Source organism: Acidobacteriota bacterium, assembly GCA_012517875.1.
Taxonomy (GTDB): domain Bacteria; phylum Acidobacteriota; class JAAYUB01; order JAAYUB01; family JAAYUB01; genus JAAYUB01.
Genome location: JAAYUB010000086.1, coordinates 1 through 13,335, shown reverse-complemented (window position 1 = coordinate 13,335; position 13,335 = coordinate 1). Strand labels below are relative to the sequence as shown.

14 protein-coding genes are annotated in these 13,335 nt (G+C 68.3%); 9 read left to right on the top strand and 5 right to left on the bottom strand.

The window, feature by feature from the left end; genetic code table 11:
• Positions 1–265 precede the first annotated feature (265 nt).
• The 9 genes from ygeW (at position 266) to GX414_09055 (ending at position 8,647) form a co-directional block, all read left to right on the top strand.
• The gene (ygeW, locus tag GX414_09095; GenBank protein ID NLI47250.1) at positions 266–1,453 is read left to right on the top strand and encodes a knotted carbamoyltransferase YgeW; all 1,188 of its coding nucleotides are present in this window, start codon (positions 266–268) and stop codon (positions 1,451–1,453) included.
• A gap of 10 nt (positions 1,454–1,463) precedes the next feature.
• The gene (locus GX414_09090; GenBank protein ID NLI47249.1) at positions 1,464–2,924 is read left to right on the top strand and encodes a pyridoxal-phosphate dependent enzyme; all 1,461 of its coding nucleotides are present in this window, start codon (positions 1,464–1,466) and stop codon (positions 2,922–2,924) included.
• A gap of 1 nt (position 2,925) precedes the next feature.
• On the top strand, positions 2,926–3,516 hold the full coding sequence (locus GX414_09085) for an NTP transferase domain-containing protein (protein NLI47248.1): 591 nt from the start codon (positions 2,926–2,928) through the stop codon (positions 3,514–3,516).
• Positions 3,517–3,598: 82 nt separating this feature from the next.
• The gene (locus GX414_09080) at positions 3,599–4,276 is read left to right on the top strand and encodes a hypothetical protein (protein NLI47247.1); all 678 of its coding nucleotides are present in this window, start codon (positions 3,599–3,601) and stop codon (positions 4,274–4,276) included.
• Complete coding sequence (locus GX414_09075; protein ID NLI47246.1) at positions 4,273–4,785, top strand: hypothetical protein; 513 nt, start codon at positions 4,273–4,275, stop codon at positions 4,783–4,785. The genes GX414_09080 and GX414_09075 overlap by 4 nt, the downstream gene beginning before the upstream one ends.
• 44 nt (positions 4,786–4,829) lie before the next feature.
• Positions 4,830–6,437, top strand: coding sequence for a hypothetical protein (locus tag GX414_09070; GenBank protein ID NLI47245.1), 1,608 nt, complete (start codon positions 4,830–4,832; stop codon positions 6,435–6,437).
• Positions 6,438–6,496: 59 nt separating this feature from the next.
• On the top strand, positions 6,497–6,958 hold the full coding sequence (locus GX414_09065) for a GAF domain-containing protein (GenBank protein NLI47244.1): 462 nt from the start codon (positions 6,497–6,499) through the stop codon (positions 6,956–6,958).
• Positions 6,959–7,057: 99 nt separating this feature from the next.
• Positions 7,058–7,948 carry a cation transporter gene (locus GX414_09060; protein NLI47243.1) on the top strand — a complete coding sequence of 297 codons (891 nt, stop codon included), beginning with the start codon at positions 7,058–7,060 and terminating at the stop codon, positions 7,946–7,948.
• Positions 7,949–8,149: 201 nt separating this feature from the next.
• A complete protein-coding gene (locus GX414_09055) occupies positions 8,150–8,647 on the top strand; it encodes a DUF664 domain-containing protein (protein NLI47242.1) in 498 nt (165 codons plus the stop codon).
• Positions 8,648–8,662: 15 nt separating this feature from the next.
• On the opposite strand, the gene GX414_09050 is transcribed toward GX414_09055, so the two are convergent.
• The 5 genes from GX414_09050 to GX414_09030 form a co-directional block, all read right to left on the bottom strand.
• Positions 8,663–9,220, bottom strand: coding sequence for a nucleotidyltransferase family protein (locus tag GX414_09050; protein ID NLI47241.1), 558 nt, complete (start codon positions 9,218–9,220; stop codon positions 8,663–8,665).
• Positions 9,180–9,410 (bottom strand): hypothetical protein, encoded by a 231-nt coding sequence (locus GX414_09045; GenBank protein ID NLI47240.1) that lies wholly within the window; start codon positions 9,408–9,410, stop codon positions 9,180–9,182. Before GX414_09045 ends, GX414_09050 begins: the two co-directional genes overlap by 41 nt.
• A 78-nt stretch (positions 9,411–9,488) precedes the next feature.
• Positions 9,489–10,799, bottom strand: a complete 1,311-nt coding sequence (locus GX414_09040) for an MFS transporter (GenBank protein NLI47239.1) — start codon at positions 10,797–10,799, stop codon at positions 9,489–9,491.
• 217 nt (positions 10,800–11,016) lie between these two features.
• Positions 11,017–12,117, bottom strand: a complete 1,101-nt coding sequence (locus GX414_09035) for a pyridoxal phosphate-dependent aminotransferase (protein ID NLI47238.1) — start codon at positions 12,115–12,117, stop codon at positions 11,017–11,019.
• A 289-nt stretch (positions 12,118–12,406) separates the two neighbouring features.
• Complete coding sequence (locus tag GX414_09030) at positions 12,407–13,180, bottom strand: Mut7-C ubiquitin/RNAse domain-containing protein (GenBank protein ID NLI47237.1); 774 nt, start codon at positions 13,178–13,180, stop codon at positions 12,407–12,409.
• Positions 13,181–13,335: the final 155 nt, after the last annotated feature.

The following is a 13,335-nucleotide window of genomic DNA, read 5'->3' as shown; positions in this document are numbered from 1 at the left end:
TTCACCCATTCACCGATTCACCCATTCACCGATTCACCCATTCACCGATTCACCCATTCACCGATTCACCCATTCACCGATTCACCCATTCACCGATTCACCCATTCACCGATTCACCCATTCACCGATTCACCCACTCACCCATTCACCCATTCATCCATTCACCCATTCACCTATTCATCCATTCACCTATTCACCTTTCTCTCCGTCCCCACTTCATGTAAAATAAACTTTTTCACTTCTTCGAGGAGTTGGCGCTATGTCCATGGAATTCATCGGGCGTTGCATCGGGGAGCTGGCGGACCTGGATGTCAAAATGGCCGGCGAAGACTTCCTCCTGACCTGGGACAAGTCGGACGCGGAGATCCGGGCCACGGCGCTGGTGGCCGACGCCCTCAAGGCGCTTCACCGCCGCGGCGTCAGCCTGAAGGTGTTCGAAACTGGGGTGGCGGTGTCCATCTTCCGCGACAAATCCACCCGGACGCGCTTCAGCTTCGCCTCGGCGGCCAACGCGCTGGGCCTGGCCCTGGCCGACCTGGACGAGGAGAAGTCGCAGATCAGCCACGGCGAGACTGTCCGCGAGACGGCCAACATGATCGCCTTCCTCTCCGAGGTGATCGGCATCCGCGACGACATGTACCTGGGCGAGGGGAACCGCTACATGCGCGAGGTGGCCGCCGCCGTGGACGAGGGATTCCGCGCCGGCGTGCTGCACCAGCGCCCCGCGGTGGTCAACCTCCAGTGCGACATCGACCATCCCACCCAGACCATGGCTGACCTGTTGTGGCTGAAAGAACATTTTGGCTCATTCGAGGCGCTGCGGGGCAAGCGCATCGCAATGACCTGGGCCTATTCGCCGAGCTACGGCAAGCCGCTGTCGGTGCCCCAGGGGATCATCGGACTCATGACCCGCTTCGGCATGGACGTGGTGCTGGCCCACCCGGACGGCTACAACCTGATTCCCGAAGTGGAGCAGGTGGCAGCCACCCACGCCACCCGGTCCGGCGGCCGCTACACCCGGGTCGCCTCGATGGCGGAGGCGTTCCGGGACGCCGACGTGGTTTACCCCAAGTCGTGGGCGCCCTACCCGGTGATGCAGCGGCGCACCGAGCTGCTGAAAAACCGGGACAAACAGGGGCTGACCGACCTGGAGCGGGACTGCCTGGCCCAGAACGCCGGACACCAGGACTGGGAGTGCACCGACGAGATGATGAAGCTCACCCGCGGCGGCGCCGCGCTCTACATGCACTGCCTCCCGGCGGACATCTCCGGCGTGAGTTGCGAGCGGGGCGAGGTGGCCGCGCCGGTGTTCGACCGCTACCGCCTCCAGACCTACCGCGAGGCCGGCTACAAGCCGTTCGTCATCGCGGCCATGATCCTGCTGGCGCGGTATGCGGAGCCGGCCGGCGTGCTGGACGCCATCGCCCGCCGCGCCACGCGGCGCCTGCTGTAAGGAGCGCACCATGTCCCAGATCATTCACACCATCCGGGAAGACGTCGTCCGGCGCACCGCGGCGCGGTGCCGCCGGCGGAACATCCGCATCCCCACGTTCGCCGAGATGCGCGACCCGTCGCTCATCCCCGAGTCCGTCCGGAAGCAGTTGCCGGCGGTGGGGCTGTGGGACGTCAATCCGCTGAACCTGTTCCGGATCACCTGGAAAAACGACGTCCGCACCGGCCTGTTCGGCGGGGTGAATTACATGGAGATCCCGCCGGCGCTCACCGGCGTCCGGGCGCGGATCATCGGTCTTGTGGGCAAGTTCTTCCCCACCGGCGCCCACAAGGTGGGGGCGGCGTTCGGCTGCCTGGTGCCGCGCCTGGTGAGCGGCGAGTGCGACCCGGAGGTGCACAAGGCGGTCTGGCCCTCAACCGGCAATTACTGCCGCGGCGGCGCCTTCGACTGCGCCCTGCTCGACTGCACCGCGGTGGCCATCCTGCCCCAGGAGATGAGCCGGGAGCGCTTCGACTGGCTTCGTGAGATCGGCGCCGAGGTGATCGCCACGCCGGGCTGCGAGTCGAACGTCAAGGAAATCTACGACAAGTGCTGGGAACTGCGCCGCGACCCGGTCCACGTGATCTTCAACCAGTTCGACGAATTCGGCAACCCCATCTTCCACTACCAGGTGACGGGGCCGGCATTGCTGGAAGTGTGGGAGCAGGTGCGCCGCGCGGGGAGCCGCGCGGCGGCCTACATCTCGGCCACGGGCTCGGCGGGGACCATCGCCGCCGGCGACTTCCTCAAGACCCGTTTCCCCGGGCTGAAGGTGGTGGCCACCGAAGCGCTGCAGTGCCCGACGCTGCTGCTCAACGGCTTCGGCGGGCACCGGATCGAGGGGATCGGCGACAAGCACGTCCCGTGGGTGCACAACGTCCGCAACACCGACGCCGTGGCCGCCGTCGACGACGCCGACTGCATGCGCCTGGTGCGCTTGTTCAACGAGCCGGCCGGCCGCGAGTACCTGGCGACGGCGGGCGTGCCGGCGGCCGACTGCGAGCGGCTGGAGCTGCTGGGCATCTCCAGTATCTGCAATCTGCTGGCGGCGATCAAAACCGCCCGCTACTATGAGCTGGACGAGCGCGACGTGATCTTCACCGTGTTCACCGACTCCATGGAGCTGTACGGCTCGCGCCTCGAGGAGCTGCGCGCCGCCGAAGGGCCGTACGGCCCGCTGCCGGCCGCGCGCGACCACGCCGCCGTGCTGCTCCACCAGAGGATTGATTATTTCAAGGAACTCACCTACTACGACCGGAAGGCCATCCACAACCTGAAGTACTACACGTGGGTGGAGCAGCAGGGCAAGACCGTCGACGAGATCAACGCCCAGTGGGACGACGCGTACTGGCGCCGGCTGTTCGAGGGCGAAGTGGACGAGTTCGACCGCCTGATCACGGCCTTCAACCGGGAGGCCGGCTGGGAGGCCTAGCGTGACGGACCCGACAACGGGCGCGGTGATCCTGGCCGCCGGAGCCGGGGCGCGCCTGGGCGGCCCCAAGCTCAGGTTAGAATCCGGCGGCCGGCCGTTCCTCGAGCAGGTGCTGGCGGCGGTCGTCGAAGCCGGCTGCGTGCCGGTGGTCTGTGTGGTGCGCGCCGAGGACCGCGACTGGGCCGCGGCACTGGCGGACGCGGCCGGCGCTGCGGTGGTGGTCAACCCGGCGCCGGAGCGGGGCGCGCTCTCCTCGCTGCGGCTGGGCCTGGACCGGCTGGGGGCGTGCGCGGGCGCGCTGGTGGCGCCGGTGGACCATCCGTACGTGACGGCCGCGACCTGCCGGGCGCTGGCGGCGGCGTTCGCCGCCCGGCCCGACGCCGTGGTCAAACCGGTGTGGGACGGCCGGAGCGGGCACCCCGTGATCATCCCCCGGGAGCTGTTCCCGCGGATCCCGCCGGAGGACCGCGCCGGCGGTCTGGCGGCGGTGATCCACGCGTCCGGCCTGCGGGAGGTCCACTTGGGCGTGGAGGATCCGGGGGTGTGCCGGAACATTAATTTTCCATCCGACCTGAACGAATCGTTGGTATAATTCGACCGTTCATTGATCCTTTGGTGTGAAGCGATTGCACCTCCCGGTTGCGGCCGGGGCGGGCTCATGTTCTGGAGGCGTCATGGACAAGGCGACTGTGGACGGGAAAACGATCGGCCGGCTGCTGCTGGTCACCGGCCTGATATGGGGCCTGGCCGAGGCGGCGCTGGGCGTGGGTCTGCGCGGCACGTGCGGCGTCGGCGTGACCGGCGCGGTGATGACCGGCTGGGCCATCGGCTGCCTCTCCGCCGGATACCACGCTGCGCGCCGGGTCTGGGCGCCCGCGGTGCTGCTGGCCGTTGCGGCGGGGCTCAAGTCGCTGGACGCGGCGGTGCTGAGCCTGCCCGTGGGGCACGGATCGGTGGCCAATCCCATGTTCGCATTCGCGGTGCAGGCGCTCCTCCTGATGCTCGTGGCCGCAACGATTCGGTGGGCGAAAGCCGACGGGCGGGCCGTGGACATGGCCGCCGGCGGGCTGATCGGACTCGGCGCGGCGGGGCTGTTCCCCCTGGTCGGGTTCGTGACCGGCTCTCCGGCATGCATCCATGCCGGTACGACGCTGCCCGTGGCCGTTGTCTACGCGCCTCTGAGCGCCGCGCTTGGCTCGGTAGCCTATCCGCTGGGACGGATCCTGGCGGAACGCCTGCAGAGCTGGCTCGCCGCCGGCCCCGCACCGGCGCCGGTTCGCGCGCGCTGGTTGGACGCGGCGGCGGTCGCCGCGCTGGTCCTGTTCGTCGGCGTGGAGTTGCTGGCGCGATGAGAATCATCATCTCCGGTGATCTGCATGTGGGCAAGAGCAGCCTGGTGGCGGCCCTGACCGGCCACCTGCCGGCGGGGGCGGTGGGACGGGTGCTCACCGTGCCCCTGTTCCGCGACCAGGAAAAAGTAGGCTTCTGCCTGGAGGCGCCGTCGGGCGACCGCGAAGTGTTCGCTCACGCCGACTGGGCGGATGCGCCGCGCTTCGGGCCGTTCGGGCTCAAACCCGAGGTGTTTGCCGATTTCGGTTGCCGCGCCCTGGCCCAGGCCGCGGACCGGGACTGGCTGGTCATCGACGAGCTGGGCGTCATGGAGGAGCACGCGCTTCCCTTCGCCGAGGCGGTGGCCGGCGCCTTCCGCGACCGCGACCGGATCGTCGCCGTGGTCCAGCGACGGGCGCTCGTGGACTGGGTCCGGCGGATCGGGCTGGAGCGCCTCGACGGGATATTCTGCGTGCACCCCGACAACCGTGAGGCGATGGCCAACTGCCTCTCGCGGCTCCTGCTGGAGTGACGGCGCGCAAATCGCCCCCCGTGCGCCCCGCGCGAAGGTCGTCCATGAGCCCGCTCTCACCGTCTGAACCCGTCCTTCAACTGCCGCCGGATCAGTTGCGGTCGCGCCGGCGCGCGGCCGAGGCGGCCGCCCTGGGCGTTGCGGTCTTCGCCGTCTACCTGCTGTTCCCCATCCGGAACCACTATTGGGACGGCGTGGGATTCGCCCTCCAGATCGAAGCGACTGCGGATCCCGGCGATCCCGCGCTGCTGCATCCGAACCACCTGGTTTACACCCTGGCGGGGCGCCTGGCGTACGGCGCTGTGCGCACCGTCTTTCCGGAGGTGCGGGCGCTGGCGGTGCTGCAGTACCTGAACATGGCGTTGGCGGCGGCGACGGCGGGTATCCTCTACGGACTGTTCCGCCGGCACGCCGGCGGGCCGGTGTTCGCGGGCGGCCTGGCCGCTCTGTTCGCGTTCTCGGCGGGGTGGTGGCGGTTCGGCGCCGATGCCGGCGCCTACGTCCCGTCCGTGCTCGGTCTGGTGCTGGGGCTGGCCGTGCTGCTCCGGTCCGGGCCCCCCGCGCCGGTGCGGCTGGGGCTGTGCCACGCGGCGGCGATGCTGTTCCACGAGCTGGCCGTCGGGTTCCTGCCCGCCGCGGTGTGCGGGCTGACGGCCCGCGCGGAGACGCCGGCGCGGCGGTGGCGGTCGGTGGCGCTCTACCTGGCCACGGCCGGCGGGGTGACGGGAGCTGCCTACCTGGCCGCGTACGGGCGCCAACCGGGCGGGACGAGCCTGTGGACGTGGCTCACCTACCACTCACCCGACTCGGCGTTTTCTTGGGACCTCGGCCGCAACCTCGTATTGACCGTCCAGAGCAATGTGCGCCTCCTGGTGAACAGCCGGCCAGGCGACGTGTTTCGGCACCCGGACCCCGTGAGCCTGGCGGCGCTGGCTTTGTTCGCGGTGGCGCTCGGGTGGGTGATTGTCACGCTGATCCGGCGCCGCGCGTGGCGGCTGCCGCCGCCGGCGCCCGCCGGGGGCTTCTCCGTCGCCGCGCTGTGGGTGCGCGTCGGTGTGGCCTGGTTGATTCCCTATCTGGCATTCCTGTTCGTCTGGCTGCCCGGCAACACCTTCTACCGGCTGTTTTACCTCCCGGCGCTGATCCTGCTGCTGGGGGCGTGGCTGCTGCGGCGCGGCGCGCCGGCCGCCGGCCTGGGGCGGCTTCCCCTGGCGGCGGCGGTGCTGGTGGGCCTGTTCAACCTGGGATTCTTCATCGTGCCGTGCGCGCAGGTCCGGTCCAACCCGCCGCTGGCGCTGGCCGTGCGGATGCAGGGGCGCTGGTCCGGCCCCACCACCGTGGGGTACGGCGACTTCAATCCGGACAACTGGACCCTCCGCTACTTCAATCCCGCCACCCTGTGGGTGGCGGTGGATCCGGGAGGCGGCCTGGACGGCTTCCGACGTCTCCTGGCCGGCCAGCAGCGGGAGGGCCGGACGGTCTGGTTGGACTCATCGGCGGTCCGGACGCTGAAGGCGATGGGCCCGGAGGCGGCGGCGTTCACCGCCGCCTGCATCAAAGAAGAGATGGCCCAGGACCGGATGGGCACGCGGCTGTACCGGCTCGGACCGCCGCCCGCGAATGGCTCCGGTGTGGTAGAATCCATCCGTTGAGCGGCAGCGGCACACGGCTGTCGGAAATCGGCGGTCCGTAGGGTATCAGGGAGCGAACGATGGATCGGAAACAGAAGCAGGAACGGTACGGGCGCATCCGCGACCAGCTGGCGGAGCTGTTCACCAAGACCGGTGACCCCGTCGCCCGGATGGCCACCGCGGTGGCGTTGCTCCACCACAAGATGCCCCACTATTTCTGGACGGGATTCTACCGTCTCGTGGACGGCACGCTCACCGTGGGTCCGTACCAGGGCCCGCTGGCCTGCCAGGTGCTGCAGGCCCACACCGGCGTCTGCTGGGCGGGGATCGACCGCGGCGAGCCGGTGGTGGTGGCCGACGTGCACGCATTCCCCGGCCACATCGCCTGCGACTCCCGCTCGCGGTCGGAGATCGTCGTGCCGCTCCGCGACGCGGCGGGGCGGATCGTCGGCGTCCTCGACGTGGACAGCGACGAGCCGGCCGCGTTCGACGAGGTGGACCGCGCGGGGCTGCTCCCCATCGTGGCCATGATCCACGCGTGACGCCGCCGTCCGCACGGGCGGTCCTGCGGAGTCGTCTTGTCCGCTTGGACGACGCCGGGCTTCGGCGCAGGGACCGACGCGGGACACCAGGGTCAATCCATGAACGATGACCACACACCAGCCGGCAGCCTGCAGGGCATTCGCACGGCGTTTCTGCTGAACCTGGCCTTCACCCTGTTCGAGATCGCGGGCGGCCTCTGGACGAACTCCATCGCCATCCTGGCGGACGCCCTCCACGATCTGGGTGACTCGTTCGCCCTCGGCGCGGCCTGGTACCTCGAGAAGATTTCCGGTCGCAAGGGGGACGCGCGGTACTCCTACGGCTACCGGCGCTTCGCGCTCGTGGGCGCGTTGATCAGCGCCGGCGTGCTCATCGCCGGGTCGCTCCTCATCGTGACCGAGGCGGTGCCGCGGCTGCTGCACCCCGTGCGGGCCCACGCCCCCGGCATGATCGTCCTGGCCGTGGTGGGCTGCGTCGTCAACGGCGTGGCGGCCCTCCGGCTCCGGCGCACATCCGGCTTCAACGCCCGCATGGTCGCCTGGCACCTGGTGGAGGACGCCCTGGGATGGCTGGCGATCCTGATCGCCGGGGCGGTGCTGCTGGTGCGCGACGTGCCGGCGTTGGATCCGGCCCTGTCCATCCTGATCACCCTGTGGGTGCTCTGGAACGTGGTGCGCAACCTGCGCCGGACCATGGGGGTGTTCCTGCAGGGGACGCCCGAAGACGTGGATCTGCCCGCCCTGGAGGCGGAGTTGCGCGGGATCGAGGGGATCGCGGACCTGCACCACACCCATGTCTGGAGCATGGACGGCGTCCACCATGTGCTCACCACCCATGCCGTGATCGCCGCGGATGCCGGCAAGGAAGACCAGCTCCGGATCAAGGAGGCCGTCCAGGAGGTGGTGGCGCGGCGTGGCATCGCCCACACCACGGTGGAACTGGAGTACGCCGACGAACGCTGCCGGATTCGGCACGAGAACTGCCGGTAACTCGAGGCTCGTTCCCGTAACGCGGATATCGAACCTCGGAATTCGGATTTCGGCCCTGGGTCTTCGGTTCTAGGTCCACAATCCCAGAACCCAGGTCCCAGATCCCGGGTCCTATCTCCCACGCACTCTACAATTATGTCTCTTGACGAAAAAAACTGTCCGGGCGCATAAATGGAGAAACATATCGACAGGAGGAAGATCATGCGCATCGTGGATCCGTTCATCAAGGAGTTGGAATTCGAGGCCGTGTCCATCCGCAAGATGCTGGCGCGGGTGCCGGAGAAGGACTTCGGCTGGAAACCCCACCCGAAATCCATGAGCATGGGCCAACTGGCGTCTCACGTGGCCGACACGCTGAGCTGGGTGAAGCTCATCCTGGAGCAGCCCGTGATGAACATGGGCGAGGGCGAGTACAAGCCGTGGCTGGCCACGAGCACGGCGGAGCTGACGGCCCACTTCGAGAAGCACCTGGCCGAGGCGCTGGCGGCGCTGGACGCGTGCAGCGCCGCCGACATGAGGAAGAAGTGGGCCCTCAAGTCGGGCGACGCCGTCTACATGAACGAGCCGCGCACCACGGTGATGCGCGGGGTGATCATCAACCATTTGATCCACCACCGCGGCCAGCTCTCGGTGTACCTGCGCCTGCGCGACGTGCCGGTGCCCTCCATCTACGGCCCCTCGGCGGACGAGGCAAGCTGACGGATACCGGCCGGCTCAACTCTGCAGTTCGTTAAGAATGGAGCGGAAGGTTCCCAGATAGCTCTCGGTCAGCGATTCATCGAACAGCTTCAGCCAATGTTCAATGTAATCCCTGTCGAATCCTGGATTCTTCAGCAGGACGACTCGCACGTCCTCCAGATCCCGGCTCCGTCCGGCAATGATTTTATGAATGACCAGGTCCTCCAGGGAGGCAAAACAGACCTTGGTCTTCCCGATGGGGTGCGGGCGCACCCGTGCCAGCGCCGCCTGTTCGTAAGCCGAAAACGAGAACACGATATCCACCCGAATCGTGCTGCTATCCTCGATGGTGGGCAGCACCATGGTGTCCCGGACAAACGGTTCAGCCGGATCCACCAATACGCGCAAGCCCAGCTCGCGGACGATCGCGAGAACTTGATGCAGCCCGCTGCTGTCCAGACCGACGGTGATGTCGATGTCGCGGGTCAGGCGGGGTTCACCGTACAGGAGGACGGCCTGTCCGCCGATCACCATGTAGGGGATGTTCGCCCGATCAAATGCTCGGGCGATCCGTTGCAGCAGTTCTTGGAACACAGTTCCACGCCCTCGCCACCCGGATGTCCACTTCGATGCCGGCCAATGGATCGTCGCCGGCGAACGCACCCAGCGCGACAGCTTCTGCCCAGAGGGCGTCCAGGATGCGGAAATTCTCCCGGACATCCCGGACCGGCCGGGTCAGCCACTGGCGCTCGAATTGGTTGTACGCGGCGGTTCTGCGCAACATAATCTTTATTATAACATACTTATTTCATTGCAAATAGAGAGGAAACTGCCCGCTGCCGGTGATGGGGCGGCCGTCGCCTCAGGACGCCGCCGGCGGTTCAGCCGCAGCGGAATCGTGGAGGTGAGCCGCCGCGGACCGGCGCCAGGCCCGGCGCGTCCACAACGCGCTGGCCAGGCAGATGGCGCCGCCGCCCATGGCCGTGAGCGGTGCGCCAAGGTGTTCGGCCACCCAGCCGGCCGCGAGCCCTCCGATGGGGGACAGGCCGGTGAAAAACCAGATGTAGAGCGAGATGACGCGCCCGCGCATGGCCGGCGGCGCGGTGGTCTGCAACAGCGCGTTGGTCACGGCCAGCTGCATGGTCACCGCCACTCCCACCAGCACCATCCAGGCGCAGGAGACCCAGAGCAAGCGGCTCAAGCCCAGGGCGATGAGTCCGGTCCCGAGCGCCGCCTGGCCGAGGCCGATGAGCCCGCCGACTCCCTGGTTGCCCCGTCGCGCGGCGGCCCCCAGCGCCCCGGCGATGGCTCCCACCCCCACGCATGACAGGAGCAGGCCGTAGCCGGGCGCGCCCGCTTTCAGGATGTCCCGGGCCAGCACCGGCAGCAGGGTGGAATAGGACAGCCCGGCCATCGACGTGACGGCGACAGCCAGGAGCACCGTCCGGATGGTGGGGTGGCCCCAGGTGAAGCGCATTCCCTCGAGCAGGTCGCGACCGACGCTGGCGCCCGAGCGTGGCGTAGCCGCAATTCCCCGGATGCTGAGCAGAGCCACCAGCACGGCGAGGTAGCTGGCGGCGTTGATGGCGAAGCAGATCCCTTCGCCGTAGGCGGCCACCAGCACGCCGGCCACCGCCGGCCCCACCATGCGGCCGGTGTTGAACGCGGCCGAATTGAGCGCCACGGCGCTCTGCAGGTCGTCCGGTCCCACGAGGTCCATCTGCATGGTCTGGCGGGCGGTCATGTCCAGCGTGTCCACCACTCCCTGGATGAGGGCCAGCGTCAGGATGTGCCAGACCTTCACCGCGCCGGTGAGCGTCAGCGCGGCCAGCGTCGACGCCAGCAGCAGGCTGGCCGACTGGGTCAGCAGGACCAGGTTGCGGCGGGGGAAGCGGTCGGCCAGCACGCCGGCGAAGGGCGAGCCCAGCAGCGACGGGCCGAAGCGGACTGCCGCCAGCACGCCGAGGATGAGCGCCGAATCAGTGAGCCGGTAGACCAGCCATGACAGGGCCATGGTCTGCATCCAGGTGCCGATGACCGACACCCATTGCCCCAGCCAGAACAGGGTGAAATCGCGGTGGCGCATGGCACGGAAGGTGAGGCGGGCGCGGTGCCGCCCTTGCTCGATCAGGGGCCAGCGCAGCGGAGCCGGTGAGAAGATGTGATAGGGCATGCGGTGTTCGGCCTCCGCTCCATTGTACCCCGGCCCGCAACCGTTCCAGATCCGTTACGACGCCGGCACGCGTTCTCACCGGGTCACGACGGTCCGAGCCGTCTCGCCGGAAATGACCAATGTCAGCTGATCAATGAAAAATGATCAATGGTGCGTAGTTCTGTTGTGGTCCGTCCTGCCGGGATCCGACTTCGTGCCTTGGCGCCTTGGCGTGCCCCTATTCCGGCATGGCGCGGATCCCGTCCCGGAACCGCCGCAGCGCCTCCTCGAGTTCCTCAGGCTCGGCCAGACCGAAGCCCATCCGCACGTGGCCCGGCAGCCCGAACAGGTCGCCCGGCGTCACGCCGAGGTCGTACTCGCGCTCGAGAAAATCGGCCAGGGCCAGGGTGTCGAGAGGCCGGCGGATCCGCGGAAAGGCGATGATGCCGGCCGGCGGCGCGACCCATTCGAGCAATTCGTCGGCCTCCACGTGAGCGCGCACCCGGGCCAGCGCCGGCGCGGCGACGGCCCGCGCCCGCTCCATCAGCCAGTCGCGCCGGCGGAGCGCCGCGGCGGCGATCGCGTCGCCCGGGACCGAGTTGGCGCCGGCGAGGTAGTCGACAATCCGGTAGCACCGCCGCACGAACGCGGCGTCGGCGAAGAGCAGCCCCACCCGCAGGCCGGTCAGTCCGTACACCTTCGACAGCCCGGTGACCGAGATCATCCGCCCGCCGCTCCGGCGGGCCATGGGGCTGGCGCTCTCCGTCAGGAAGTCCTTGTACACCTCGTCCACCAGGACGCGGCAACCGTGCGCCTCGGCGATCGCCGCCAGCTCTGACACTTCCTCCGGCCGGAGGGCGGCGCCGGAGGGATTGTGGAGGTTGGTCACCACCACCAGCCGGGTATCGGGGCGCAGCCGCCGCTTCAGGTCGTCGAAGTCGAGGGTGAAGCCTGTGTCATACGGGCGGGCGAACGTTTCCACAGCGGCGCCAAAGGGGCGGACGGCGTCGTCGAGGCAGGTGTAGCCGGGCGTCTCGCACAGGACGTGGCCGGGACCGCCGTCCGCCTCGTCCAGGACGGCGGCGAAGGCAACGAAGTTGCACCCGGTGGCGCCCGCGCCGATGAATACTTCATCGGGAGACACGCCGAACTGCTCGGCGGCCACCGCCTTCAGCGGTCCGTAGCCGTCGGGATCGCCCGAGGCGATGGCCACGTCGTCCAGGCTGAGGTCCAACTCGGCCAGGGTCACCGGCCGCATGTTGGAACAAGTGAGGGCGTACCGCGCCCGGCCCTGATGCTCCTTGGCCCACCGCAGGTAGTGCACACCGTCGAACCGCATCCCGCGCCTCCCGGCTGTTTGAGTCGAAAAACTATTTCACCACAAAGTCACGGAGGACACAAAGGGGAAAGGGGAGGGTGAATGAGTGAATCGGTGAATGGGTGAATCGGTGGATCGGTGCCAGGATTTGAGATCTTTGGTCCAGGACCCAGGACCCAGAACCCAGAACCCAGGTCCGATATCCGATGTCCGATTTCCGAAGTCCGTCGGTTGGGAACGCGCCTCTGGTCTCGAACCTCGATTACGATCACGATTCCGAATGACGATTCCGAATGACGAACACGGACCCTCAACTCTCAACATGATCGCGCAGCTGCGCAACGAATTCGGCGAGGCGGCGGTGGTGCGAGCCGGGCCAGTAGAGGCGCCGGCAGTCGGGGCACTCGGCGAAGGTGTCGTGGAGGCGGCGGGCGCGGGGCGGCAGCCGGTCCGCGACGGCGGCCTTGTCTGCGGCGCGGAGCACGCCGTTGCACTCCAGGCAGCGGGTGAAGGGGCGGAGCCGCGCCTCGAGCTGAAAGCGCCGGATCACTTCGGCCGCTTGCGCCCGGGGCGCGGTGGCCCGGACCCAGTAGCCGCGGGTGACGGCACTGTGCTTGAGCAGCCCGCGGTCGCGGGTGAGCACGATGCGCCGCTCGCGGGCCGCGGCGGCGGCGATCGCGGCATCGGCGGCGTCGTTGGCGTAGCGCGTGTCGAAGCCCAGGAGGCGGAGGTGGCGGGCCAGCCGTCCCAGGTGCACGTCGAGGATGAAGCGCGGCTCGCGCAGCGGCTGCGGCCGCAACCGTGTGGCGCCGGCGATCTCCAGGCTTTCGAATACCGGGTAGACCGACACGCGGTCGCCATCGCCGAGCGGATGGCCGAAGCCCACCGACTCTCCGTTGACGAGGATCAGGTCCACCTCGGGGTGGGGTACGCCCAGCGCCTCGATGGCGTCCTTGACCGCCGGGCGACCCTGGAACGCGTAGATGAAATCCCGCTTCCGTCGCGCCGGCGGCAGGAAGTCGTTGAGCTCCTCGTAGAAGCGGAACTCGGCGTGGTGCAGGGGGCGGGGATGCTCGGCGCTCATTTGGGGAGGATTTAACCACAAAGATACTCCGTTAGAAGTCAAAAAGATTTTTCAGCATGATGAAAAATCGGGCGCATGATCTCCTTGGCACGAGGGCGTTCGGATTGGTATGATCAGCGCGGAAGGCGGCCGCTCGAACTCCGGTCTCTTTTGGG

Coding starts and splice junctions, on each gene's coding strand:
- ygeW (NLI47250.1), top strand. CDS start 266: ATGGAATTCATCGGGCGTTGCATCGGGGAGCTGGCGGACCTGGATGTC.
- GX414_09090 (NLI47249.1), top strand. CDS start 1,464: ATGTCCCAGATCATTCACACCATCCGGGAAGACGTCGTCCGGCGCACC.
- GX414_09080 (NLI47247.1), top strand. CDS start 3,599: ATGGACAAGGCGACTGTGGACGGGAAAACGATCGGCCGGCTGCTGCTG.
- GX414_09075 (NLI47246.1), top strand. CDS start 4,273: ATGAGAATCATCATCTCCGGTGATCTGCATGTGGGCAAGAGCAGCCTG.
- GX414_09070 (NLI47245.1), top strand. CDS start 4,830: ATGAGCCCGCTCTCACCGTCTGAACCCGTCCTTCAACTGCCGCCGGAT.
- GX414_09065 (NLI47244.1), top strand. CDS start 6,497: ATGGATCGGAAACAGAAGCAGGAACGGTACGGGCGCATCCGCGACCAG.
- GX414_09060 (NLI47243.1), top strand. CDS start 7,058: ATGAACGATGACCACACACCAGCCGGCAGCCTGCAGGGCATTCGCACG.
- GX414_09055 (NLI47242.1), top strand. CDS start 8,150: ATGCGCATCGTGGATCCGTTCATCAAGGAGTTGGAATTCGAGGCCGTG.
- GX414_09045 (NLI47240.1), bottom strand. CDS start 9,410: ATGTTGCGCAGAACCGCCGCGTACAACCAATTCGAGCGCCAGTGGCTG.
- GX414_09040 (NLI47239.1), bottom strand. CDS start 10,799: ATGCCCTATCACATCTTCTCACCGGCTCCGCTGCGCTGGCCCCTGATC.
- GX414_09035 (NLI47238.1), bottom strand. CDS start 12,117: ATGCGGTTCGACGGTGTGCACTACCTGCGGTGGGCCAAGGAGCATCAG.
- GX414_09030 (NLI47237.1), bottom strand. CDS start 13,180: ATGAGCGCCGAGCATCCCCGCCCCCTGCACCACGCCGAGTTCCGCTTC.